This is a genomic window from Nonomuraea sp. NPDC003754, from assembly GCF_053605785.1.
Genome location: NZ_JBSGJX010000014.1, coordinates 102,711 through 124,379, shown reverse-complemented (window position 1 = coordinate 124,379; position 21,669 = coordinate 102,711). Strand labels below are relative to the sequence as shown.

26 protein-coding genes and 3 tRNA genes are annotated in these 21,669 nt (G+C 70.5%); 15 read left to right on the top strand and 14 right to left on the bottom strand.

Annotated elements, in window-relative coordinates:
- Nucleotides 1-28: 28 nt before the first annotated feature.
- On the bottom strand, nt 29-1,660 hold the full coding sequence (locus tag ACWEVS_RS19490) for a heparinase II/III domain-containing protein (RefSeq protein WP_452552641.1): 1,632 nt from the start codon (nt 1,658-1,660) through the stop codon (nt 29-31).
- 96 nt (nt 1,661-1,756) lie between these two features.
- Here ACWEVS_RS19490 and ACWEVS_RS19485 point away from each other — a divergent pair, with 96 nt between their 5' ends.
- Entirely contained in the window at nt 1,757-2,344 is a 588-nt protein-coding gene (locus tag ACWEVS_RS19485) for an HD domain-containing protein (protein WP_449928736.1), read from the top strand.
- A gap of 4 nt (nt 2,345-2,348) precedes the next feature.
- Here ACWEVS_RS19485 and ACWEVS_RS19480 read toward each other — a convergent pair whose 3' ends face one another.
- Nucleotides 2,349-2,717 (bottom strand): antibiotic biosynthesis monooxygenase family protein, encoded by a 369-nt coding sequence (locus tag ACWEVS_RS19480; RefSeq protein ID WP_452552639.1) that lies wholly within the window; start codon nt 2,715-2,717, stop codon nt 2,349-2,351.
- Between the two features lie 143 nt (nt 2,718-2,860).
- Here ACWEVS_RS19480 and ACWEVS_RS19475 point away from each other — a divergent pair, with 143 nt between their 5' ends.
- Nucleotides 2,861-3,064, top strand: coding sequence for a cold-shock protein (locus tag ACWEVS_RS19475; protein WP_449928732.1), 204 nt, complete (start codon nt 2,861-2,863; stop codon nt 3,062-3,064).
- A 50-nt stretch (nt 3,065-3,114) separates the two neighbouring features.
- On the opposite strand, the gene ACWEVS_RS19470 is transcribed toward ACWEVS_RS19475, so the two are convergent.
- Genes ACWEVS_RS19470 through ACWEVS_RS19445 form a run of 6 tightly spaced genes read right to left on the bottom strand, consistent with a single transcriptional unit; the run spans nt 3,115 to nt 5,593 of the window.
- Nucleotides 3,115-3,696 (bottom strand): hypothetical protein, encoded by a 582-nt coding sequence (locus ACWEVS_RS19470; protein ID WP_452552637.1) that lies wholly within the window; start codon nt 3,694-3,696, stop codon nt 3,115-3,117.
- Complete coding sequence (locus ACWEVS_RS19465; protein WP_452552635.1) at nt 3,693-4,337, bottom strand: DUF6286 domain-containing protein; 645 nt, start codon at nt 4,335-4,337, stop codon at nt 3,693-3,695. The genes ACWEVS_RS19470 and ACWEVS_RS19465 overlap by 4 nt, the downstream gene beginning before the upstream one ends.
- Nucleotides 4,334-4,672 carry an Asp23/Gls24 family envelope stress response protein gene (locus tag ACWEVS_RS19460; RefSeq protein ID WP_449928726.1) on the bottom strand — a complete coding sequence of 113 codons (339 nt, stop codon included), beginning with the start codon at nt 4,670-4,672 and terminating at the stop codon, nt 4,334-4,336. Before ACWEVS_RS19460 ends, ACWEVS_RS19465 begins: the two co-directional genes overlap by 4 nt.
- Nucleotides 4,669-4,857, bottom strand: coding sequence for a DUF2273 domain-containing protein (locus ACWEVS_RS19455; protein WP_449928724.1), 189 nt, complete (start codon nt 4,855-4,857; stop codon nt 4,669-4,671). Before ACWEVS_RS19455 ends, ACWEVS_RS19460 begins: the two co-directional genes overlap by 4 nt.
- Complete coding sequence (locus ACWEVS_RS19450; RefSeq protein ID WP_354909634.1) at nt 4,857-5,132, bottom strand: hypothetical protein; 276 nt, start codon at nt 5,130-5,132, stop codon at nt 4,857-4,859. The genes ACWEVS_RS19455 and ACWEVS_RS19450 overlap by 1 nt, the downstream gene beginning before the upstream one ends.
- Nucleotides 5,129-5,593, bottom strand: coding sequence for an Asp23/Gls24 family envelope stress response protein (locus ACWEVS_RS19445; protein WP_354910057.1), 465 nt, complete (start codon nt 5,591-5,593; stop codon nt 5,129-5,131). The genes ACWEVS_RS19450 and ACWEVS_RS19445 overlap by 4 nt, the downstream gene beginning before the upstream one ends.
- 147 nt (nt 5,594-5,740) lie before the next feature.
- On the opposite strand from ACWEVS_RS19445, the gene ACWEVS_RS19440 reads away from it, so the two are divergent.
- Together ACWEVS_RS19440 and gltX are read left to right on the top strand one after the other, a co-directional pair.
- Nucleotides 5,741-6,505 (top strand): fumarylacetoacetate hydrolase family protein, encoded by a 765-nt coding sequence (locus ACWEVS_RS19440; RefSeq protein WP_354909632.1) that lies wholly within the window; start codon nt 5,741-5,743, stop codon nt 6,503-6,505.
- Nucleotides 6,498-7,874, top strand: a complete 1,377-nt coding sequence (gltX, locus tag ACWEVS_RS19435; RefSeq protein WP_452552634.1) for a glutamate--tRNA ligase — start codon at nt 6,498-6,500, stop codon at nt 7,872-7,874. Before ACWEVS_RS19440 ends, gltX begins: the two co-directional genes overlap by 8 nt.
- Here the strand turns inward: gltX and ACWEVS_RS19430 are convergent.
- On the bottom strand, nt 7,768-9,030 hold the full coding sequence (locus tag ACWEVS_RS19430; protein ID WP_452412465.1) for an MATE family efflux transporter: 1,263 nt from the start codon (nt 9,028-9,030) through the stop codon (nt 7,768-7,770). The two genes, gltX and ACWEVS_RS19430, sit on opposite strands and share 107 nt — an antisense overlap.
- Nucleotides 9,031-9,083: 53 nt before the next feature.
- On the opposite strand from ACWEVS_RS19430, the gene ACWEVS_RS19425 reads away from it, so the two are divergent.
- Nucleotides 9,084-9,644, top strand: a complete 561-nt coding sequence (locus ACWEVS_RS19425; RefSeq protein ID WP_449928716.1) for a PadR family transcriptional regulator — start codon at nt 9,084-9,086, stop codon at nt 9,642-9,644.
- Between the two features lie 76 nt (nt 9,645-9,720).
- Here the strand turns inward: ACWEVS_RS19425 and ACWEVS_RS19420 are convergent, their stop codons facing one another.
- A complete protein-coding gene (locus ACWEVS_RS19420; protein ID WP_449928714.1) occupies nt 9,721-11,691 on the bottom strand; it encodes a M3 family metallopeptidase in 1,971 nt (656 codons plus the stop codon).
- Between the two features lie 158 nt (nt 11,692-11,849).
- Here ACWEVS_RS19420 and ACWEVS_RS19415 point away from each other — a divergent pair.
- The 5 genes from ACWEVS_RS19415 to ACWEVS_RS19395 all read left to right on the top strand — a co-directional run bounded on the left by ACWEVS_RS19415 (nt 11,850) and on the right by ACWEVS_RS19395 (nt 14,054).
- Nucleotides 11,850-11,921: transfer RNA gene (locus ACWEVS_RS19415), tRNA-Gln, on the top strand.
- A 148-nt stretch (nt 11,922-12,069) separates the two neighbouring features.
- A tRNA-Glu gene (locus ACWEVS_RS19410) sits at nt 12,070-12,145 on the top strand.
- 17 nt (nt 12,146-12,162) lie between these two features.
- A tRNA-Glu gene (locus ACWEVS_RS19405) sits at nt 12,163-12,235 on the top strand.
- Nucleotides 12,236-12,318: 83 nt separating this feature from the next.
- Nucleotides 12,319-13,431, top strand: coding sequence for a sensor histidine kinase (locus ACWEVS_RS19400; protein WP_452552632.1), 1,113 nt, complete (start codon nt 12,319-12,321; stop codon nt 13,429-13,431).
- On the top strand, nt 13,422-14,054 hold the full coding sequence (locus tag ACWEVS_RS19395) for a response regulator transcription factor (protein ID WP_452412469.1): 633 nt from the start codon (nt 13,422-13,424) through the stop codon (nt 14,052-14,054). Before ACWEVS_RS19400 ends, ACWEVS_RS19395 begins: the two co-directional genes overlap by 10 nt.
- Here ACWEVS_RS19395 and ACWEVS_RS19390 read toward each other — a convergent pair.
- Nucleotides 14,044-15,411 carry a serine hydrolase domain-containing protein gene (locus ACWEVS_RS19390; protein WP_452552630.1) on the bottom strand — a complete coding sequence of 456 codons (1,368 nt, stop codon included), beginning with the start codon at nt 15,409-15,411 and terminating at the stop codon, nt 14,044-14,046. The genes ACWEVS_RS19395 and ACWEVS_RS19390 overlap by 11 nt on opposite strands.
- Nucleotides 15,412-15,548: 137 nt before the next feature.
- Between ACWEVS_RS19390 and ACWEVS_RS19385 the strand changes: the two genes are divergently transcribed.
- Nucleotides 15,549-15,929, top strand: a complete 381-nt coding sequence (locus ACWEVS_RS19385) for a hypothetical protein (RefSeq protein WP_452412471.1) — start codon at nt 15,549-15,551, stop codon at nt 15,927-15,929.
- 140 nt (nt 15,930-16,069) lie between these two features.
- Here ACWEVS_RS19385 and ACWEVS_RS19380 read toward each other — a convergent pair whose 3' ends face one another.
- Together ACWEVS_RS19380 and ACWEVS_RS19375 are read right to left on the bottom strand one after the other, a co-directional pair.
- Nucleotides 16,070-17,788 carry a hypothetical protein gene (locus ACWEVS_RS19380; RefSeq protein WP_449929278.1) on the bottom strand — a complete coding sequence of 573 codons (1,719 nt, stop codon included), beginning with the start codon at nt 17,786-17,788 and terminating at the stop codon, nt 16,070-16,072.
- 144 nt (nt 17,789-17,932) lie between these two features.
- On the bottom strand, nt 17,933-18,649 hold the full coding sequence (locus tag ACWEVS_RS19375; protein WP_354909607.1) for an IclR family transcriptional regulator: 717 nt from the start codon (nt 18,647-18,649) through the stop codon (nt 17,933-17,935).
- Between the two features lie 63 nt (nt 18,650-18,712).
- Between ACWEVS_RS19375 and leuC the strand changes: the two genes are divergently transcribed.
- From leuC to ACWEVS_RS19355, 4 genes are all read left to right on the top strand, one after another.
- The gene (gene leuC, locus ACWEVS_RS19370) at nt 18,713-20,098 is read left to right on the top strand and encodes a 3-isopropylmalate dehydratase large subunit (protein WP_449929280.1); all 1,386 of its coding nucleotides are present in this window, start codon (nt 18,713-18,715) and stop codon (nt 20,096-20,098) included.
- A 40-nt stretch (nt 20,099-20,138) separates the two neighbouring features.
- Nucleotides 20,139-20,726, top strand: coding sequence for a 3-isopropylmalate dehydratase small subunit (leuD, locus tag ACWEVS_RS19365; protein WP_354909601.1), 588 nt, complete (start codon nt 20,139-20,141; stop codon nt 20,724-20,726).
- A complete protein-coding gene (locus tag ACWEVS_RS19360) occupies nt 20,705-20,944 on the top strand; it encodes an SCO5555 family protein (RefSeq protein WP_354909598.1) in 240 nt (79 codons plus the stop codon). Before leuD ends, ACWEVS_RS19360 begins: the two co-directional genes overlap by 22 nt.
- A 101-nt stretch (nt 20,945-21,045) precedes the next feature.
- Nucleotides 21,046-21,345, top strand: coding sequence for an HU family DNA-binding protein (locus ACWEVS_RS19355; protein WP_354909596.1), 300 nt, complete (start codon nt 21,046-21,048; stop codon nt 21,343-21,345).
- Nucleotides 21,346-21,433: 88 nt separating this feature from the next.
- On the opposite strand, the gene ACWEVS_RS19350 is transcribed toward ACWEVS_RS19355, so the two are convergent.
- A complete protein-coding gene (locus ACWEVS_RS19350) occupies nt 21,434-21,637 on the bottom strand; it encodes a hypothetical protein (RefSeq protein WP_354909594.1) in 204 nt (67 codons plus the stop codon).
- Between the last annotated feature and the right edge of the window lie 32 nt (nt 21,638-21,669).

Here is a 21,669-nt window from a genome sequence, read left to right as displayed (position 1 = left end):
ACCGGGATGCCGGGTGGGCCGGTGACGGCTAGAAGATCGAGGCCTTGAAGGTGACCGGGCCGTCAGCGGCCTCCACGGTCACCTTCCCCCCTGCGCACGACACCTTGGGCTGGTCCGTGCCCGGCACGATCACCGTCAGGACGGACCGCGCGGCGGGCGAGACGACCGCGGTGGCCGGGTTCTTGGACATGTACGTCGGCGACACCCAGCCGAGGGTGCCGCCCCGCTCGACCTTCTGCCCGCCGAGCGGCTTGCAGTCCGCCAGCTGCACCAGGCTGACCTTGAACTTGCCGTCGCCCAGCACCACCTTGCCGCCGGCGTTGGAGACCTGCTTGAGCGCCGAGTCGAAGCGCCAGATGCTGCTGACCTTCTTGCCGCCGCCCGCCGTGTCGAGCACGGCCATCACGTCCTGGTCGTGGTTGACGAGCACCGACCTGGTACGGCTGACGCCGTACGCCTTGTCGGTGAGCTGGTAGCGCTGCCTGTCCTTGTCGTAGGAGGTCTTCGCCAGCCTGGTGGCGGTCCTGGGCCGGAAGCGGGCGCCGACCACGGTCGGGACGTTGTGCGCCTCGGGGGACATGGTCCAGTACCTGTAGCGGGTGGACTCGTAGGAGTGGAAGCCCGCGTCGACCAGCACGTCCCTGCCGTGGGCGAAGTAGGTGAGGCCGAGGTGGTCCTCGTGGCCGTGGAATTTGGTGCCCGGACCGAACCTGATGGAGTAGTGCGCCGCTTCGGGCTTGTTCCAGGCGGTCCTGCCGTACACGTAGCCGGCCTTGAAGACCTTGACCTTCTCCGACGGGTTGGGGAAGCCGGTGGGCTCGTGGTCGGCGCCGCCGTCGCCGATCGGCACCATGTAGCCGTTGGGCCTGGTGGAGTGCATGATGAAGGTGCCCAGCCTGCCCCAGCGTCCGGCGATCTCGCCCGGCACCTTGCGACCGCAGTCCTTGAGGTTGTCCATCGCGACCTTGAGCCGGTCGTGGACGTAGATGGCGTAGCGGGGGGCCTGCTCCATCAGCGCGCCCTGCGAGTCGATGTCGAGCCGCACGGTCTTGGTCAGCCGCTTGATCGCGTGGTCCTGCCAGCGCCTGTCGCCGAGGCGGCAGCCGATGCCGAGCAGCGCGATGTCCTGGTCGATGCCGTGGTTGTGGCCCCACTCGTAGAGGCGGTCGTCGCCCAGGACCCTGGCGTGCTCGACCAGGCTCTGCCTGAGCCACGGGGCGTCGACGTGCTTGCTCAGGCACACCAGGGCCGGGGTGCGCAGGGCGATGGGGTGCTCGGCCCACGCGTAGGGGCTGGCGGGGGAGCGGCGGGGGTTGTCCTTGACCCAGTCCTTGGCGATCTCGGTGGCCCTGGCGAGATAGCGCGCGTCGCCGTTGCCCTCGTACTCGGCGACCAGGCGGCCCATCCAGCGCAGGGAGTGGAACACCATGCCCCAGGACCGGTTGCGGTAGGGGTTGGTGCGCCAGTCGACGTCCTGGCCGATCTTGACGGGCGGCAGGTCGAGGAAGGAGATCTCGCCCTTCATCACGTCACCGGCGGTCGGCGTGGCGGGCAGCCAGTCGCCCTGGCACTCGGCGGTGCGTTTCACGGCCGCGCTCGCGGGGTGGACCAGCCCTCCAAGGGCGAGCAGGAGGGCAAGGGGGAGAGCGAGGCGGCGCACGCCAGATCCTTCCGGAACGAACCGAGGGGGCGGAACATGTTGTCCGGAATAAGATCACCTGGTCAAGCTGGGATGGGACATCGTTATCGTGACGGCATGAACATCGTGATTCCCGACACGACGGCCTGCCGTATGTCGCTCGAAGTCGCCACTGCCTTCCATACGCCGGCGCTGCTCAACCACTCCGTCCGCGCCTACGTCTGGGCCGCCGCCTACGCGCGGGACCGTGGCATCTCCTTCGACGCCGAGCTGCTCTACGTGTCGGCGATGCTGCACGATCTGGGCCTCGCGAAGGCCTTCGACAACCACTCCGTGCCCTTCGAGGAGGCGGGAGGGCACGTGGCGTGGGTGTTCGGCGCGGGCGCCGGCTGGCCCCTCGAGCGGCGGCAGCGCGCGGCCGAGGTGATCGTCCGGCACATGTGGGCCGAGGTGGACGTCGAGAAGGACCCCGAAGGGCACCTGCTCGAACTGTCCACCGGCATGGACGTCTCCGGGCGCGGCACCGAGGCCATCCCCGCCGGGCTGCGCGACGAGGTGCTGGCGCGCTACCCGCGGCTCGGCCTCGCGAAGGAGTTCGTCGCCTGCTTCGAGAGCCAGGCCGAGCGCAAGCCTGACAGCCTGGCGGCGACGTTCGTGCGCGGCGGGTTCGCCGCCCGCGTGGCGGCCAACCCGCTGGACCGCTAGATCCCTAGGACTTGGGGCCCGTGCTCTGGACGACCTCGAAGGACCAGAGCTCCGAGCCCGTGGCGGCGGGGCCCTGGCCGTGACCGTGACCCTGTCCCTGGCCCTGGCCCTGCGCCTGCCCCTGCGCGTCGGCCTGGGCCTGCGCGTGCCCGGCCTCGAAGGCCCTGCTGGACTGCCAGTTCTGGAAGTCCTCCTCGCTGCGCCAGCGGGTGTAGACGAGGTAGGTGTCGGTGCCCTCGACGGGGCGCAGCAGCTCGAACCACTCGAAGCCGTCGGAGGACTCGACCATCCCGGCCCGCCCCGAGAAGCGGCGTTCGAGCTCCTCGCGCATCTCCGCCGGGACGGACAGCACGTTGATCTTCACTACGGACATGGGATCCACCCTCCCATACGTCATCTTTTTGCCCACCATTGGCGCTGAGCTTCACACTTTGGACTGCCACCTCGCGGAATGCGGGGTAGGGTCCGCAACGCAGCCTCGCGCACAGTGGCGAGGCTCATCAGAAGGAGAAGCAGTTGTCTGAAGGCACCGTGAAGTGGTTCAACGCCGAGAAGGGCTTCGGGTTCATCGCGCCCGACGACGGTAGCGCGGACGTTTTCGTCCACTACTCGGCCATCACCACCAGCGGCTACCGCTCGCTCGAGGAGAACCAGCGGGTCTCGTTCGAGACCACTCGCGGCCCCAAGGGGCTGCAGGCCGAGCAGGTCGTCCCGCTGTAACCGAATGCTGTAACCGAACGGAGGCGGGGTCCCGCGGGGGCCCCGCCTCGTCATTTCACCACCCGCTTCGGCGGCGCCGGCCGTTCCAGGTCGACCCGCGCCACCGCCGGCAGCAGGTCGGTCGCCAGCGCCTGCATGACGTGCGGCACGGTCACCGTGGCCAGCTGGTGCCGCAGCACGCTGATCGGCACCCTGTCGTCGGCGGTCACGCGCAGCCGCAGCCGGGGCCGGTCCCTGTCGCCCGCCAGCGTCGCGCGGGCCGCCTGCACCGACGGCAGCGCGCACAGCTCGGTCGAGGCGGCCTTGGCCACCGCCTGGGCGGCGACCGTGGTCTCGCCCTCCGTGCCGCTGTCCACCCTGATCTCTCCCAGCGTGTCCGTACGGCCCTGCGCCACCAGCCAGCGCATCCCGACCAGCGCCACGATCACCGCGAGCACGGCCAGCGCCCACCAGATCCACGGCGAGTACCTGGTGAAGAAGTCGATGACCGGCCGGCCGACCAGCGGCTCGGTCGCCGGCGCCCAGTCCTGCGGCAGCACGCGCAGCCCGCGCGCCAGCGCCAGGCCGCCGCCGACGACGAGCAGCAGGCCGAGAACGGCCAGCCCGGTACGGTTGCCGCGCCCCGTCGTCATCGCCGCTCCTTCATCGAGACGGACACGCGGTGGTCGGCGACAGGGTCGAGCGCCTCGATCCTGGCGGTCACCGCGTGCAGCACGGCCTCCGACAGTCTGGCGTCGTCCCAGCCGGAGGCGCGGGCGACGACGGTCACGCTGCCCCGCCGTACGGTGGCCTTGGCCGAGTGCACGCCGGGCACGTCCTCCGCCGCGCGGGCGAGCGCGGCGGCGAACCCTCTCGGGCGCAGCCCGATGACCAGGTCGGGGTCGCCGGTGTGCACGGGCACCGTGCGGACGCGCCCGCCGCGCAGGGCCAGGACCAGCAGCACGAGTCCGACGAGCACCAGCACGGCGGCCCCGGCGAGGACCGCGGGCTGGTCCCATCGCGTCGTCGTCGCCCACGACAGCAGGACACCCTGCGGGAGCCAGCTCACCGGCCGCCCGGTGAGCGTCGTGACGATCTCGACGGCCGCGACGAACCCGACCACCGCCAGCGCCAGCGCGGCCAGCGACGCCGGGATCGTCCTGCGCGACCTGAACGCGTGCCGCGCCGCCCGGTCGGCGGCCGGATAAGGCGGCGGGACGGGCTGCGCTCCGGGCGCCGCGGGATGCGGGACCGTCGGCCACCCCTCCTCCTCCGGTACGGCCGGCAGCGTCATGGCCGGACCTCCAGGCTCGTCACGCGCACGTCGACCTGCGCCACCTCGAGGCCGGTCAGCTCCAGCACCCTGCGCGCGACGTGCCCCCTGATCTCCGCGGCCACGGCGGAGATGAGCGAGGGGTACTCGAGCGCCACGTCCAGCCAGATCATGGTCAGGTCGCCGTCGACCCTGGCCACGGGGGCGTGCCGGCGGGCGACCGCGCGCACCATGTCCACCTCGCAGGCGGCCTGCAGGGCGATTCCGGAGACGACCCGCTCGCCGATGCGGGTACGGCCCCGCTGCTCGGCGGGCACCCGCTGGGCAGGGATGACGATCGAGGCGCTCGTGGTCATCGTCGCCTCGAGGTGAAGCCCGACAGGTCGATCGCGCCGGTCTCGGCCATGCGACCGACCAGGAGCCCGAGCCCGCCCAGCACGAGGACCAGCAAGAACGCGCTCAGGCCGCCGAAGGCGGCGGTGAGGCCGAGGATGATGCCGACGGCCATGCCGATGATCGGCAGCACGTGGATGGTGCTCATCAGTCCTCCAGGTCGTCGATCGCCACGTTGACGGGGCGGCTGCCGACCAGCGGCGCGACGGCCATGCGCACCTCGTCGGCGGTGATGTACAGGGGGCGGCCGCCCTTGGCGACGATGGCGATCTCCACCTGGTCGTCGCGGACGGCCACACCGGCCAGCCGCTCGCCGGGAAGGTACGTCGCCACGGTGCCGTACGGGCCGCCCGAGAGCGCCGACACGCCCGGGCAGTTCCGCACCCGCTCGGCGATGGCGTGGGCCAGCCCGTCGTCGGTCATTGGACTCGTGACTCCCGCTGGCCCGAGCTGTCGGGGAGCCTGGCCGACTCGGGCAGGTGGACGTCGTTCACGTTGACGTTCACCTCGGTCACCTCGAGGCCGGTCATGCGCTCGATGGCTGCTATCACGTTCCTGCGGACGGCGCCGGCCAGGTCGGGGATGGCCGCGCCGTACTCCACGATGAGGTCGAGGTCGACCGCCGCCTGGCGCTCGCCGACCTCCACCTGCACGCCCTGGGTGACGCTCCGCTCCGCGCCGACCATGCCGCGCATGGCGCCGATGGCGCGCCCGGCGCCGCCGCCCATGTCGTGGACGCCGGCCACCTCGCGCGCGGCGAGTCCGGCGATCTTCGCGACCACGCCGTCGGCGATGGTGGTCCTGCCCTGCTCGGTGACGAGGGTGTCGTTCTGTGTCCTCGCTCGCGGCACGGTGGTCGTCGTACTGCCGCTGTTGCTGGGCATCGCTTCTGCCACGATCGGTCACCCCCGCTCGGGAAACGACTCCCTTGTCCTGTTGCCGGGTGATTGTTGGCCATTCGCGGTTTAAAGGGGGTTTTGGCGATTAATGGAGCCGCCGAGGCATCGGGTGGACGGCACTAGCCTTGTCATGTGCGTATAGCGAGGTTCTCCACAGGCGACGAGGTCGTCTTCGGCGTGGTCGAGGGCGATGTCGTCTCGGCGATCGCCGGGCACCCCTTCAACCAGGTCCAGTTCACCGGTGAGCGCTATCCGCTCGCCGATGTACGGCTGCTGGCCCCGATGCTGCCCAGCAAGGTCATCGCCATCGGCAGAAACTACGCCGAGCACGCCAAGGAGCTCGGCAACGAGGTGCCCGAGGAGCCGCTCATCTTCATGAAGCCCTCCACCTCGGTCATCGGCCACGGCGACGCGATCGCCTACCCCACCGCCCAGTCGCAACGGGTCGACTACGAGGGCGAGCTGGCGGTGGTGATCGGCAGGCTCTGCCGCGAGGTGCCGGTCGAGCGTGCCAAGGACGTCATCTTCGGCTACACCTGCGCGAACGATGTCACCGCTCGCGACCTGCAGAAGAAGGACGTGCAGTTCACCAGGGCGAAGGGGTTCGACACCTTCTGCCCGATCGGGCCGTGGATCCAGACCGACCTCGACCCCGCCGACCTGGCCCTGACCACCACGGTCAACGGTGAGGTCCGGCAGAGCGGTCGCACCTCCCAGCTCATCAACGACATCCCCGCGCTGGTGGCCTATGTCAGCGCGGTCATGACGCTGATTCCCGGTGACGTCATCCTGACCGGCACCCCCGCGGGTGTGGGCCCGCTCGAGATCGGGGACGAGGTCAGCGTCGGCATCGAAGGCATCGGCACTCTGACGAACAAGGTGGTCTCTCGTGACTGAAGTACGGGTGCGCTTCGCCCCGTCTCCCACTGGCATGTTCCACGTCGGCGGCGCCCGCACGGCGCTGTTCAACTGGGCGCTGGCCGAGCAGTCCGGCGGCAGGTTCGTGCTGCGCATCGAGGACACCGACGCCACGCGTAACCGCCCCGAGTGGACCGAGGGCATCATCTCGGCGCTCGACTGGATCGGCATCAACGGCACCAACCCGGTCTTCGAGGGCCCCTACTTCCAGTCGGCCTTCGAGCCGCAGCATCGGGAGGCCGTCGCCAAGCTGCTGGCCGACGGCAGGGCCTACTACTGCGACTGCACCCGCGAGGACCTGGTCGCGCGCACGGGCTCCGAGCACAAGGGCTACGACGGCTTCTGCCGTGAGCGTGGCCTGACCTCGGGCGCGGTCCGCTTCCGCACGCCCGACGAGGGCGTCACGGTCGTCGACGACGTCATCCGCGGCCGGGTGGAGTTCCCCAACAGCGCGCAGGAGGACTTCGTCATCGCGCGCACCGACGGCTCGCCGCTCTACGTCATCGCCAACGCGGTCGACGACATCACCCAGAACATCTCCCACGTCGTGCGGGGCGAGGAGCACCTGGGCAACGCCGCCAAGCAGATGCTGCTGTGGCCCGCGCTCGGCGCCAGGCCGCCGGTGTGGGCGCACCTGCCGGTGATCGTCAACGAGCAGCGCAAGAAGCTGTCGAAGCGGCGCGACAAGGTGGCGCTGGAGTCCTACCGCGAGGAGGGCTACCTCGCCGAGGCGATGGTCAACTACCTCATGCTGCTCGGCTGGGGCACCGGCGAGGACCGCGAGATCATGCCGTGGGCCGACATGATGCCCAGGTTCCGCCTGGAGGACGTCAACTCCGCCAGCGCCTTCTTCGACGAGAAGAAGCTGCGGGCCTTCAACGGCGAGTACATCCGGGCCCTGCCGCTGGAGACCTTCGAGGAGCGCTGCCTGCCGTACCTCGACCCCTCGTGGGACGCCGAGCTGTTCAGCAAGGTCGCCGTGCTGGCCCAGACCCGCATCGCCGTGCTGTCGGAGATCAGGTCGAACGTGGAGTTCCTGTTCGTCGAGGAGCCGGTCTTCGACCAGGCCTCGTGGGACAAGGCGATGAAGGCGAACGCCCCCGAGATCATCGAGGCCTACCTGGAGCGGCTGGAGACGGTCAACTGGGACCCCGAGTCGCTCAAGGAGGCGCTGGAGGACGTCGGCGTCGCCCTGGGCGGGCTCAAGCTCAGCAAGACCCAGGCCCCGGTGCGCGTGGCGATCACCGGCCGGACGGTGGGCCTGCCGCTGTTCGAGTCGATCGAGGTGCTGGGGCGGGAGCGCTCGCGCGAGCGCCTGCGCGCCGCACTGGCGCGACTGCGAGGCTGAGCGTGGTCCCGGCCGCCATCGCGAGCCAGACCCCGGTGACACCGAGCCACGAGCTCAGCAGATAGGCGAGGGGCAGCTGTACGGCGAAGCCCGCCAGCGTGGCGGCGAGCAGTCGGCTGCCCCTTCCGCTCGCCTGGGCCACCCCGCCGGCCGCGACGAGGCCGCCGAAGGGCACCAGGTAGAGCGTCATCCAGCGCAGGAAGCTGACGGCGGCGGCCGGGTCGTCGGTGAAGAGGGCCGCGGCGGGCTCGGCGACGGCGTTGAGCACCAGCGCCACCAGCGCGCCGCAGGCCAGTCCCGTCACCAGTGGCGAGCCGGTCGCCTCCGAGCGGGCCGTACGGATCATGGCGGCCTGCCGCAGCGCGTAGAACGCCATCACGCCCGCCAGCATGATCTTCATGCCGATGCCGTACCCGGCCTGCGCGGCGACGCCGAAACGGGCGACGATCTCGATGAGGAGCAGCCCGACCAGGGCGCGGGCCAGGAAGTCCGCTGAGATCGGCAGGCCGGTCCTGATGATCTCCCAGGCGCCTTCGCCGCCCTCGGCGTCGCGGGGCGCCATCCTCGCGAGCGTCCGCAGGGAGACCGCCAGCGTGATGGCGCGCGCGAGCACGGTGGCCAGCGCGGCGCCCTGGACGCCCATGCCCGCGCCGTGGATGAACACCGGGTCGAGCACGATGACCAGCGCGTTGCAGATCAGCGCGTTGCGCATCGGGATCCTGGTGTTGCCGAGCCCCTTGACCACGCCGTCGGCCAGCGACTGCGCGAAGTAGATCGGCAGGCCCGCCATCGAGATCAGGAAGAAGTCGGCGGTCAGCGCGGCCGAGGCGGCGTCGGCGGTGAGCAGTCGCGCCAGCGGCTCGCGCAGCAGCAGGCCGGGAACCGCGACCGCGGCCGAACCCACCAGCCACAGCCGCCAGCCCGACCTGATCAGCGGCGCGATGGGAGCCTTGCCGTCCCTGCGGCCGACCAGCACGGTGACGCCGGTGACGAGGGACATGATCAGCCCGTAGGCGAAGTACTCGGTGGTGGTCGCCACGGTCACCGCCGCGACGGCGGCGTCGCCGAGGCTGGAGACCCAGAGCAGGTCGATGACGCTCACCGCGACGACGGCGGTGAGCAACTCCACGTAGATGGGCAGGGCCAGACGGATCACGCTTACCTCGATTCGCTGTATCTCGTTTAGAGGTATAGCGATACGATGCGCCCATGGCAAGTGGCGGGGATCTGACGCTGATGATCCTGGGATTCCTCAACCAGCGGCCGATGCACGGCTACGAGCTCAAGTCGCGGCTGGCCGCGCTCACCGGGCACCTGCGCCCGGTCAGTGACGGCGCGCTCTACCCGGCCATCGCGCGGATGGAGAGCAAGGGGCTGCTGGAACGGCACGAGGAGGAAGGCGCGGCCGCGGCGCGCAGGCAGGTGCTCACCATCACCGCCGAAGGGCGGCAGGAGCTGATGCGGCGGCTGCGGGAACCGGCCGAGCTGGACATCAGCGACCAGACGCGCTTCTTCGCGCTGCTGACGTTCCTGTCGGCGCTGGAGGACCCTTCACTCCAGGCCGAGGTGCTGCGCAGGCGTCTGGCCTTCCTGGACAGGCCGACGAGCTTCTTCTACGAGGACGGCAGGCCGCTACGGGCCGAGGAGACCCCCGACCCGTTCCACCGCGGCATGCTGCTGATCGCCCGAGCCACCGGCACGGCCGAGCGCGACTGGCTCAGGACGACCATCGCGGAGCTCACGGGCTCCGGCCGGGGCGGCGACCCGTGAGCAGGAGCCGCCCGCCGGCGAGGGCCGAGCAACGCGCGAGCGGCGGCCGCCCGGCCGGGACCGCGGGCGGCGGCTGCTAGTCGAGACCGCGGCGCTTGAGCAGCGGCTCGATGCGCGGGTCGCGCCCGCGGAAGTTGCGGAAGGCGGTCAGCGGATCCATCCCGCCACCGCGCGACAGCAGCTCCTTGCGGAAGTGGTCGCCGTTCTCCCTGGCGAGCCCGCCGTTCTCCTTGAACCACTCCACGCTCTCGGCGTCGAGCACCTCGCTCCAGATGTAGGAGTAGTAGCCGGCGCTGTAGCCGCCGGCGAAGATGTGGGCGAAGTAGTTGGTCCGGTAGCGCGGCCTGACCAGCGGGAAGGCGATCTGGGCCGCCTCCAGCGCGGCCGCCTCGAACGCCTCGGCGTCCGCCACGCTCTCGCCCGGCGCGAGCCTGTGCCATGCCCAGTCGAGCAGCGTGGCGGCCAGGTACTCGACCGTCATGAAGCCCTGGTTGAACTTCTCCGCCGCCTTCATCTTCTCCACCAGCTCGGCGGGCATGGGCTCGCCGGTCTCGTGGTGCTTGGCGTAGTTGGCGAGGATCTCCGGCCAGGTCGTCCACATCTCGTTGACCTGCGAGGGGTACTCCACGAAGTCGCGGGGCACGTGGGTGCCCGACACCCGGGGGTAGCGCACCTCGGAGAACAGGCCGTGCAGGGCGTGGCCGAACTCGTGGAAGGCGGTGTTGACCTCGTCGTAGGTGAGCAGGGTCGGGCCGCTCGCGGGCTTGGTGATGTTGAGGTTGTTCATCACCACCGGCTTGTCGCCGAACAGGTACGACTGGTCGACGAGGTTGTTCATCCACGCGCCGCCGCGCTTGGTGGCCCTGGCGTAGGGGTCGAGCGCGAACAGGCCGAGCGGCGAGCCGTCCTCGTTGAACACCTCGAAGATCGTCATGTCCTCGTGGTAGCCCTTGAGGTCGGGCCGCTCGGTGAAGGTCACGCCGTACAGCTGGGTCGCGGCGTGGAAGACGCCGTCCCTGAAGACCCTGTTGAGCTCGAAGTAGGGCCGCATCGCGTCGGCGTCGAAGTCGTAGCGCGCCTTGCGCACCCTCTCGGCGTAGAACGACCAGTCCCACGGCTCGATCGCGAACCCGGCCTGCTCGGCCAGCGCCTCCGCCTCCTTCCTGGCGTTGCGGACGGCCGGCCCGACGAGCTGGCCGAGCATCTCCTCGACCGCCTCGACGGTCTTGGCCGTCTGGTCGGCCACGACGTAGGCGGCGTGGGAGGGGAAGCCGAGCAGGGCGGCGCGCTCGGCGCGCAGGGTCGCCATCCTGACGGCCAGTTCCAGGTTGGGCCGGGCCCGCTCCACGCTGAGCGTGTAGAGCCTGCGCCTGGTCTCCCTGTCGGTCAGCTGGGCGAGCCCCGGCTGGTTGGTGAAGTTGAGCAGCGGCAGGACGTAGCGGCCGTCCTCCTGGCGGATCGCCGCGATCTGGGCCTCGTCGAAGCCGTCGAGCTCCTTGGGGTCCGTCACGACCAGGGCTTCTTCGGTGGAGGCCTTGAGCAGGTTCTGCGAGAACTCGGTGGAGCGCCTGGACAGCTCCTCGTTGAGCTCCCTCAGCCTGGCCTGCTCCTGCTCGCCCAGGTCGGCGCCGGCGCGGATGAAGTCCTCACGGTACTTCTCCAGCAGCCACGCCTCCTCGGCGTCCTCGGTGGTGACCCGTTTGATCCGCTCCCACAGGGCGCGGTTGAGCCTGACCTCGTCGCTGTGCTTGGTCAGCCGAGGGGAGACCTCGGTCTCGATGGCCATGATGCCGTCGGTCGAGTTGGACGCGGCGATGCTGAAGAAGACGGTCGCGGTCCTGTTGAGGATCTGTCCCGAGCGCTCGAGCGCCGCGATGGTGTTGTCGAAGGTGGGCGCTTCGGGGTTGTTCGCGATCGCGTCGACCTCGGCCAGGTGGTCGGCCATGCCGCGCTCGAAGGCCGGCAGGTAGTGCTCCTCGCTGATCTCCTCGAACCGGGGCAGCTGGTAGGGCAGGCTGCTGGGGGCGAAGAACGGGTTCTCAGCCAACGCTAAGGCTCCTCCACGTGGTGTTTTGTCCTCTTCAGCTTGGCACGAGCGAGCCGCGGACGCGCTGGTTGAGCAATCGTTTTGGCCTTGTGCCCCTACCTGGGCTATTCTTTCGGAGTCGCCAGCGAGCGGATCCCGACAGGGAAACGTGAGCGCGGTGGGGTATGGTGTAATTGGCAACACGACTGATTCTGGTTCAGTTATTCTAGGTTCGAGTCCTGGTACCCCAGCTCTGCAAACGGATGTCCACACATGGACATCCGTTTTTGCGTTTCCGCGACATGCCTGGTGGGTAGGCCGTCAGTTTGGCTGTGCTCCACGAGGTGCGGTACAGTTACATCCGTTGCCGGGGAGACCCGGCACATCGCTTGTGGACAGGGTCCCGTCGTCTAGTGGCCCAGGACGCCGCCCTCTCAAGGCGGTAGCGCCGGTTCGAATCCGGTCGGGACTACCACTGCCGCAAGCCGCTTCGGTCCCGTCGTCTAGTGGCCCAGGACGCCGCCCTCTCAAGGCGGTAGCGCCGGTTCGAATCCGGTCGGGACTACATCGGCAGAAACCCGGATGCCTGCTGGCATCCGGGTTTCTGCGTTTTCGGGTGGATCACCGGCCCTGGCTAGACTCCGCCTCATGCGACGATCGGCCACGACGCTTTCCCGGCGCGCGATCGGCCTGATCGCAGGCGTTCCCACCGGGCTGGCCGGGCTCGGCTGGTGCGGCCTCGCCTGGGTGGCGGGGGAGCGCCGCGCCCGCACGGTCACCGCCACCCTCGTGCGCCTGGAGCGGGCCCGCCTGGCCGCCTGGTACGACCACCACGCGGGCAGCGCCCGGGGCGGCCGCGCCTACCTGGCGCTGCGCGGCCTGACCGGCCTGCTGGGCGGCTACCTGGCCGCCATGGGGGCGTTCGTCGCCGCCCTCCTCCTGTACGGCGGCGCCGCCCAGTTGGCGTCAGGGGAGGCGGACCTGCTGCCGCTGGAGTTCCCCGGCCTCCGCCTGATCGGCAGCAGCTGGGCCTACGGGCTCGTCCTCGGCGCGATCGTCCTGGCGCTGACCGGTGCCTGGGGCGCCGCGGTGATCGGTGTCGAGCGCCACCTCGCCGACCGCTTCCTCGGCCCCGATCCGAACGAGGCCATGGCCCGCCGGATCGCGGAGCTGACCGTCTCCCGCTCCGGCATCGTCCGCGCGGTCGACGAGGAGCGCAGGCGGATCGAGCGCGACCTGCACGACGGGGTCCAGCAGCGGGGCGTGGCCCTGGCGATGCTGCTCGGCCGCGCCCGCCACACCGCCGACCCCGCCCTGCTCGACGAGGCCTACGTCGAGTCCAGGAGACTGCTCGACGAGTTGCGGAGCGTGGCCTGGCGGGTCTATCCCACCGCGCTCGACACGCTGGGGCTGCGGGAGGCGCTGACCGAGGTGGCCGACCGCTCGGCCGTACCGGTGCGCGTCGCGTACGCGGTCGACGGGCGGCCGGCGCCGGAGATCGAGACCGCCGTCTACTTCGTGGCCAGGGAGGCCGTCACGAACGCGAACAAGCACGCGGAGGCAGGCCTGATCGTGGTCGAGGTGCGTGCGCGGGAGGGGGAGGTGGCCGTGACGATCACCGATGACGGCAGGGGCGGCGCCGTACCGGGCGGTGGTCTGTCGGGGCTGGAGCGGCGGGTGCGCGCGCTGGACGGCAGCTTCGCCGTCGACAGCCCACCGGGCGGCCCGACCACGGTGACGGCGAGGCTGCCGTGCGCCTGATCCTCGCCGACGACTCCGTGCTGCTCAGGGAAGGGCTGGCCCGGCTCCTGCAGGACGCCGGACACGAGGTGACGGCCGCGGTGGGCGACGCCGACGCGCTCATGGCCGCCGTGGCCGAGCACCGGCCCGACGTGGCGGTGATCGACGTGCGCATGCCGCCCTCCCACACCGACGAGGGGCTGAGGGCGGCGCTGGAGATCCGCGGCAGGTGGCCGGAGGTGGGCGTGCTCGTGCTCTCGCAGTACGTCGAGCAGGCCTCGGCGGCACGGCTGCTGGCCGGGCCCTCGGAGGGCCTCGGCTACCTGCTGAAGGACAGGGTCTCAGAGGTGGCCGAGTTCCTCGACTCGGTCGAGCGGGTCGGATCGGGCGGCACGGTGTTCGACCCCGACGTCGTCCGGCGGCTGCTGGCGGCCGCCCCGCTCGGCACGCTGTCCCCCCGCGAGCGGGCCGTGCTCGAACACCTGGCCACCGGCATGGTGAACACCGCGATCGCCGAGCGGTTGCACGTGTCGCAGAGCACGGTCGAGAAGCACGTCAACGCCGTCTTCGACAAGCTCGGGCTCGCGCCGACGCCCGGCTACAGCCGCAGGGTCCTGGCCATCCTCCGCTATCTCAACGGCTGAGCCGCACGGCCGTCACCACCACGCCCGCGACTGCGGCCGTCACCAGCCAGAGCATGAACGTGGGGTACAGGTAGAACACCTGGATCCACATGGCGTCGCGCCCCCGGGCCAGGAACCTGAAGACGGGCGCCGCCGCCGCGCACAGCGCCAGGGGCGCCAGGAGCGGCAGCACCCACAACCGTCCCCATCCCGTACGGCGGGCCGCCCACCGCCGCGAGCGGGCCAGGCCGCGCGCCGCCAGGGCGACGGTCACCAGCGTCAGCAGCAGGAACACCAGGTCGGTGACCAGGTAAGGGTCCGACGGCGGCTCGGGGGTGCCGCCCTCGATCATGGCGACGAGACCGTCGAGGAGGGCGGAGCTGTCGCCGAAGGCCATGCCGGTGTTGGCCATGACCGCGATGCCGTAGCCGGACTCCGGCATGAGCAGTTGCTCGGCGGTCGAGGTGAACAGCTCGCCGCTGTGCCCGATGGCCAGGTTTCCGCGCGGGGTCCTACCGATCGACCAGCCCAGCGCGTAGGTGTCGTTCTGCCGGGACGGCGTGCGCAGCTCCGCCGTGCTCGCGGGCGAGACGATCCCGGAGCGTTGCGCGATCAGCCATCTGGCCATGTCGTTCGCCGTGCTGATCACGCCGCCGGAGCCGTTGCCGAAGCCGGGCGGCTCGGGCACGGCGACCGCCTGTCCGAGGACGGTGAGGTGGCCGCGCGCGCTGTCCGGCATGTCGCGCTCGGTGTCGATCGTGGTGCTGTGGCTCATGCCGAGGGGGGTGAACACGTGGGTCTTGAGGTAGGCCGCGAACGGCTCCCCGCTGACCACCTCGACCAGTCGCGCGGCCACCTGGTAGTTGGTGTTGTGGTAGCTGAAGGCGGTGCCGGGCGCGGTGGCGAGCCGGGCGTCCTTCAGTCGCGCCACGGCGCCCTGGAGGGAGTCCGGCTGGGGCAGGCTCTTCTCACGGAAGGTGGCGTCGGCCATGCCCGAGGTCTGGTTCAGCAGCTGGCGAACGGTGATCCGCGCGGCTCGTGGATCGGCCATCGTGAACTCGGGCAGGTAGCCGCGCACCGGCTGGTCGAGCCGGATCGTGCCCTTCTCCACCAGCTGCATGACGGCGAGCGAGGTGAACGACTTGCTCACCGAGGCGACGGCCATGGGGGTGTCGGCGGTCAACGGGGCGCCCGAGGCGGTCCTGCCGTACCCGGTGGCGTGGACGACCCTGGATCCCCGGGTGATCGCGACCGCCACCCCCGGCAGGCCCGTCCTCTCCTGGTAATCGGCGACGTAGGCGTCGACCTGGGCGGGGGTGATGTCCACGGCGGGTGGCGGGGCGGCGAGGAAGAGCGCGGTCAAGACGGCTGTGAGCATGCGCCGACGCTAGTGACGGCGCCCTGCCCGCGACCATGGCGAGAATCCTTCGCATTCGTTACGGGAAACCGCCAGTTGACTGGATAGTGAAGCTATCCAATAATGGAGAGTGTCACTATCCAATCAGGAGGTGCCGAATGGCGATCATCACCCCGTGGATTCCCGGCCCCGCCGCGGCCCACGACCAGCCCGTGCAGGTCATGGCGTCGCGCTTCGAACTGCGCAGCCTGTGGCACGTGCCCGGCTTCCTGTTCCAGTCGATGCGCATCCTGCTGCAGGCCCGGCGGAGCCCCGGCGCGGTCGGCGCCACGCTGAAGGCCGCCCCCCTGCGCCGGACGTTCTGGACCCTGTCGGCCTGGACGTCCGACGAGGCCCTGTCCACCTTCGCCCGCAGCCAGCCGCACCGGAGCATCATCGGCGCCTACCGCGACCGGATGGCGGGCTCCACGTTCAAGTTCTGGACCGCCGAGCGGCCCGCGGACTGGGCCGAGGCGCACACCCGCCTGAAGGAGGAGTGAGGGCCCGCCGGCCGCGCCCGGCCCTCACCCGCGGACCCCACCGGTCGCCACGGCCACCTCGCCGCCGCGACCAGGCAGGTGATCCTCCACTCGGAGACGCGCAAGCCCCCCGCCGGGCACCGGCGGGGGGCTGCGGAGGGTCAGGAGGTCGAACGGGCCTTGAAGAGCGCTCGCTTGGCCGCCTTCGCCACATGCTTGTCCGGGTGGACCTGCGAGATCAGCTCCAGCAGCTCCTCCACATGCGCGTGCGGGATCTTCCAGATCACCTCGAGCAGGTTGTTGAGCAGGTCGGGCCCGATGTCACGCAGGCTGCTCACGAACTCCGCCCGCCCGAGACCGGCGGAGATCGTCCACATGTCCAGGATGAGCCAGTGGGTGTCGTCCTGGGTGGGCTCGGGAGCGCCCTCCACCTCCAGCTGCGTCAGGTGGGTGGCCGCGTACGGACGCAGCGAGGGCTCCTTCAGCGCCGCCTGCCAGGCCGGGATCGCGTCCTCGCCGAGCGTGCCGACCACGCTCGCCGCCTGGACCCTGATCAGCGCGTCGGTGTCGTCCTCGCCGGCCGCCTCCAGCAGCTCGCGGGCGGCCTCGCCCGGCTCGCGCAGCTCCATCCACGCCGCGAACTCCGCGTCGGCCTCGTCCTCGGGCAGCTCGGCGCTGAAGGCCAGCAGTTCGAGGGCGGTCATCGCGTCGATCGCCGGGCGGGCGTCGAGCTCGATGTCGGCGTCGTCGACCAGGTGCACGACGCCCTCGGTGCCGAGGGGAGTGAGCGTGACCTCGTCGCCGGTGACGGTGAGCATGCCGTACCCGACGAGCCAGTCGAGCACCGGCGCCAGCGGGTCGCCGTAGTGGTCGCGGGCGGCGGCCCAGGCGTCGGCGCCGAGCTCGTCGATGTCGGCGGCGGCCTCGGCGAGCTCCTCACGCAGCGCGGCCAGCCCGCGCGAGCCGCCGCCCAGCAGCAGGCGGACCAGCAGCCCGCGGCTGAGGCCGCCGAGCGCCATCGTGAGGTCGTCGTCCTCCAGCTCGGGGTCGCCGTAGTCGACGGAGTGGAGGCCGAGCATCCAGGCGTCGAGCACGTCCTCGTCGTCGTCGAAGGGCCACTCGGCGGTGTCGTCGTCGACGCTGACGGTGTCGTCGCCGTCGGGTTCGAGGAACTCCAGGTCGACCGCGAGGTTCCAGATGTTCCACAGCTGGGGGACGGCCTTGGACAGCGAGCCCTCGGTCGCCGGCCTGGGCAGGCCGATGACGGCCAGCGCCTCCTCCACCTCGGCGTCGGACAGCAGGCTGTCCTCGCCCACCTCGCGCGCGTCGCCGACCCAGACCGCGAGGTCGCGGGCCTTGGCGATGAGCGGGACGGCCCGCGCCGCGGCGGCGAGCTCGGCGTCGGGGCGCAGCCGGATCGTGGGCAGGTCGGCCAGCTCGTCGGCGAAGGGCTCGAAGTCGCCGAGGTCGCCGGTCTCCTCGCGCACGTCCTCGTCGTCGTCGATGAGGTCCTCCATGGCCTCGACGAAGTCGTCCTCCAGATCGTCGAGCTCGTCGAGCAGATCATCGAGGGAGTCGGAGCCCTTGGCCAGCTTGTCGGTGTCCGACAGGAAGGTCAGATAGGCGCGCACCGCGCCGATCATCCCGTCGGCCGCCTCGTCCGGATCCTCGACGACCTTGGGCATGCGGTCGAGCAACACCGTCCTGAGGTCGGCGCGGCGCCACCGGGCGACGTCGTCGGAAGCGGACAGCCGGTGCCACAGCGCGGCAGGGCCGACCAGGTCGGGGTCGCTGGCCGGGGCGTGTTCCCGTGCCCACACGATGAACTCTTCGAGCAGGGGACGCAGCTCATCGGCGGCTAGCTCGATGCGATCTGTCACCCACTCAGGCTAGTGCGCTCCGGCCGCGGTCGGCCCACGAAATCGACGGAGCGCCGATCACGAAAAGTCGCGAAACGGGGGGACGGAGCGCGTGGGAGCGCGTCCAACCGCTCCCACACCGGTCATCCCGTACGGCACGCGCGGTCAGTTGGCCCGGCGCATCGCCTCGGTGATCCGTTCGGCGGCGGCCATGACCGGCACCGCGTGCAGCCTGCCGGGCGTGCGGGTCAGGCGCTCGATCGGTCCGGATACCGAGACGGCCGCGACCACCTTGCCGCCCGTGCCCCTGATGGCCGCCGAGACGCTGGCGACGCCCTGCTCGCGCTCGCCGACGCTGTGGGCCCAGCCGCGCCGCCGTACGGAGGCGAGGGTCGCGGCGGTGAACTTGGCCCCGCGCAGACCCCTGTGCAGCCGGTCGGGCTCCTCCCAGGCCAGCAGGATCTGCGCGGCGGACCCCGCCGTCATCGGCAACGCCGAGCCCACGGGGACGGTGTCGCGCAGGCCGCTGGTGCGCTCGGCCGCCGCGACGCAGACACGCTCGTCTCCCTGGCGGCGGTACAGCTGCGCGCTCTCGCCCGTCAGGTCCCTGAGCTGGGTCAGGACGGGCGAGGCGACCGCGAGGAGCCGGTCCTCGCCGGCCGCGGTGGACAACTCCGACAGTCGCGGGCCGAGGACGAAACGGCCCTGCGTGTCGCGGGAGACGATCCGGTGATGCTCCAGCGCGACGGCCAGCCGATGCGCCGTGGGACGGGCCAGTCCGGTGGCCTGCACGAGCTGGGCGAGCGAGGCCGGGCCCGCTTCGAGGGCGTTGAGCACGAGAACGGCCTTGTCCAGTACGCCGACTCCGCTAGAGTTGTCCATACACCGATACTGCCGTCTCGACATATGAGAAGGCAAGTCGGGGCAATCTCAAGGAGGAGATCAATGGGCCGCACACTCGCGGAGAAGGTCTGGGAGCAGCACGTCGTGCGCCGCGCCGAGGGCGAACCCGACCTGCTCTACATCGACCTGCACCTCGTTCACGAGGTCACCAGCCCGCAGGCCTTCGACGGCCTGCGCATGGCGGGACGCAAGGTGCGCAGGCCCGATCTCACCATCGCCACCGAGGACCACAACGTCCCGACCGTGCTCGGCCCGATCTCCGACCCCGTCTCCAAGACGCAGGTCGAGACGCTGCGCAAGAACGCCGCCGAGTTCGGCGTCAGGCTGCATCCCATGGGCGACGCCGGCCAGGGCGTGGTCCACATCATCGGCCCGCAGTTCGGCCTGACCCAGCCGGGCATGACGATCGTGTGTGGCGATTCTCACACCTCCACCCACGGCGCCTTCGGCGGCATCGCGTTCGGCATCGGCACCTCCGAGGTGGAGCACGTGCTGGCCACGCAGACGCTGCCCGCCTACCGCCCGAAGACCATGGCCATCGAGGTCGGCGGCGAGCTGCCGGTGGGCGTCACGGCGAAGGACCTGATCCTGGCGATCATCGCGAAGATCGGCACCGGCGGCGGCCAGGGCTACATCGTCGAGTACCGCGGCGAGGCCATCCGCAAGCTCTCCATGGAGGGCAGGATGACCATCTGCAACATGTCCATCGAGGCGGGCGCCCGCGCCGGCATGATCGCGCCCGACGAGACGACGTTCGCCTACCTGAAAGACCGCCCCCACGCCCCGAAGGGCGAGGCGTGGGACCAGGCCGTCGAGCACTGGAAGTCGCTCAGGAGCGACGACGACGCCGTCTTCGACAAGGTCGTGGAGATCGACGCCACGACGCTGACGCCGTTCGTCACCTGGGGGACCAACCCGGGACAGGGGCTGCCGCTGGGCGCGGCCGTACCGTCGCCCGAGTCCTTCGCCGACCCCGTCGAGCGGTCGGCGGCCGAGCGGGCGCTGGAGTACATGGGTCTGACGGCCGGCACGCCGCTGCGCGAGATCGAGGTCGACACCGTCTTCGTCGGCTCGTGCACCAACGGGCGCATCGAGGACCTGCGGGCCGCGGCCGACATCCTGCGCGGCCGGCAGGTCAAGACCCGCACGCTGATCGTGCCCGGCTCGATGCTGGTGAAGCTGCAGGCCGAGAAGGAGGGCCTGGACGAGGTGTTCGAGGCCGCGGGCGCGGAGTGGCGGCAGGCCGGGTGCTCGATGTGCCTCGGCATGAACCCCGACACGCTCGCCCCGGGCGAGCGCAGCGCCTCGACCTCCAACCGCAACTTCGAGGGCCGGCAGGGCAAGGGGGGCCGCACCCACCTGGTCTCGCCCGCGGTCGCCGCGGCCACGGCCGTGACGGGCCGGCTGACGGCTCCGGCGGACCTGTAACCCTCTCCGGCCTCACCACACGACTTCAAGGACAGCCACGATGGACGCTTTCACCACGCACACCGGCACGGCGGTGCCGCTGCGCCGCAGCAACGTCGACACCGACCAGATCATCCCCGCCGTCTGGCTCAAGCAGGTCAGCCGTACCGGCTTCGAGAAGGGCCTGTTCTCCGCCTGGCGCGAGGACCCCTCCTTCGTCCTGAACGACCCGGCCTACCAGGGGGCCAGCATCCTGGTCTCCGGCCCCGACTTCGGCACCGGCTCCTCGCGCGAGCACGCCGTCTGGGCGCTGCAGCAGTACGGCTTCCGCGTCGTGATCGCCGCCAGGTTCGGCGACATCTTCCGCAACAACTCCACCAAGATGGGCCTGCTCCCCGTCGTCCTGCCGGGCGACAGGGTCGAGGCGCTGCAGGCGGCCGTCGAGGCCGACCCGAACCTGCCCGTCACCGTCGATCTGGCCGAGCGGCAGGTCCGCTGGGCCGGCGAGGTCGTGGCCTTCGAGATCGACGACTACACCCGCTGGCGCCTGATGGAGGGCCTGGACGACATCGGCCTGACCCTGCGTCACGCCGACGACATCACCACGTACGAGAATGGTCGGCAGTCATGGCTGCCGACGACCGTCTAGAGGACGACGAACTGGCGCGGCGGTTGCGCGAGGCGCACCGCCGCGTCCGCCTGCTGCCCACGGCCCACAGAGAACGTTTCGCGCGCCGATACCTGGCCATCTGTGATCTCGCCAAACGTGATCCCGAACGTGCGGCGACCCGGTTGGCGACCTTCCTCGCCGAGCTGAACAGCGAATCCGACACGCCGGGTGCCCAAAAAAACGCGTCTGGTGATTGAGTTCCTTCGCAATCCCCCTTTAGATTCAACCCGTAAGGGGTTTCTCGACCGTTGGACTCGTTGCTGGAACCCCGAGCCGTAACAGGGGGAGCGAAACCTACATGAACAAGCGGGAACTCGTCGACGCCATCGCGGACCGGGTGGGCGACAAGAAGACGGCGACCGAGGCCGTGAACGCCATTCTCGACGCCATTCAGAAGGCCGTCGCGAGTGGCGACAAGGTCTCGATCACGGGCTTCGGCGCGTTCGAGATGGTCCACAAGCCGCAGCGCACGGCCAGGAACCCGTCGACCGGCGCTGAGATCAAGGTGGCCGAGAGCTGGGGGCCGAAGTTCCGTCCTGGCTCGGACTTCAAGGAGCTGGTCAACGCCGGAGGCAAGAAGGCCGCCAAGAAGAAGTAAGTAACTACGGAGCGCCCGGACACCCGATAAGGGGGTCCGGGCGTTTTATTTGCGAAATCCAGGTGTGCTATTTGCGCAAGCGGGCCGTTCAGCCGGGCACCGGGAAAGTCGACAGCGTGACATAGGTGATCTCCTCTCCGGAGACGCCGAGATTCACGCGCTGTCCCGTACGCAACAGCCGTAGCGGCCCCGCGTCGAACGCCTCCGCGCCGAACTCCAGCACACTTCCGTCGTCGAGGAACACCGACCCCGAACGGGTCTCCGGATCGAAACTCCGCACCGTCGCCTGCACGAGCCCCAGCGTAAATCGTTTGACCTCGCACA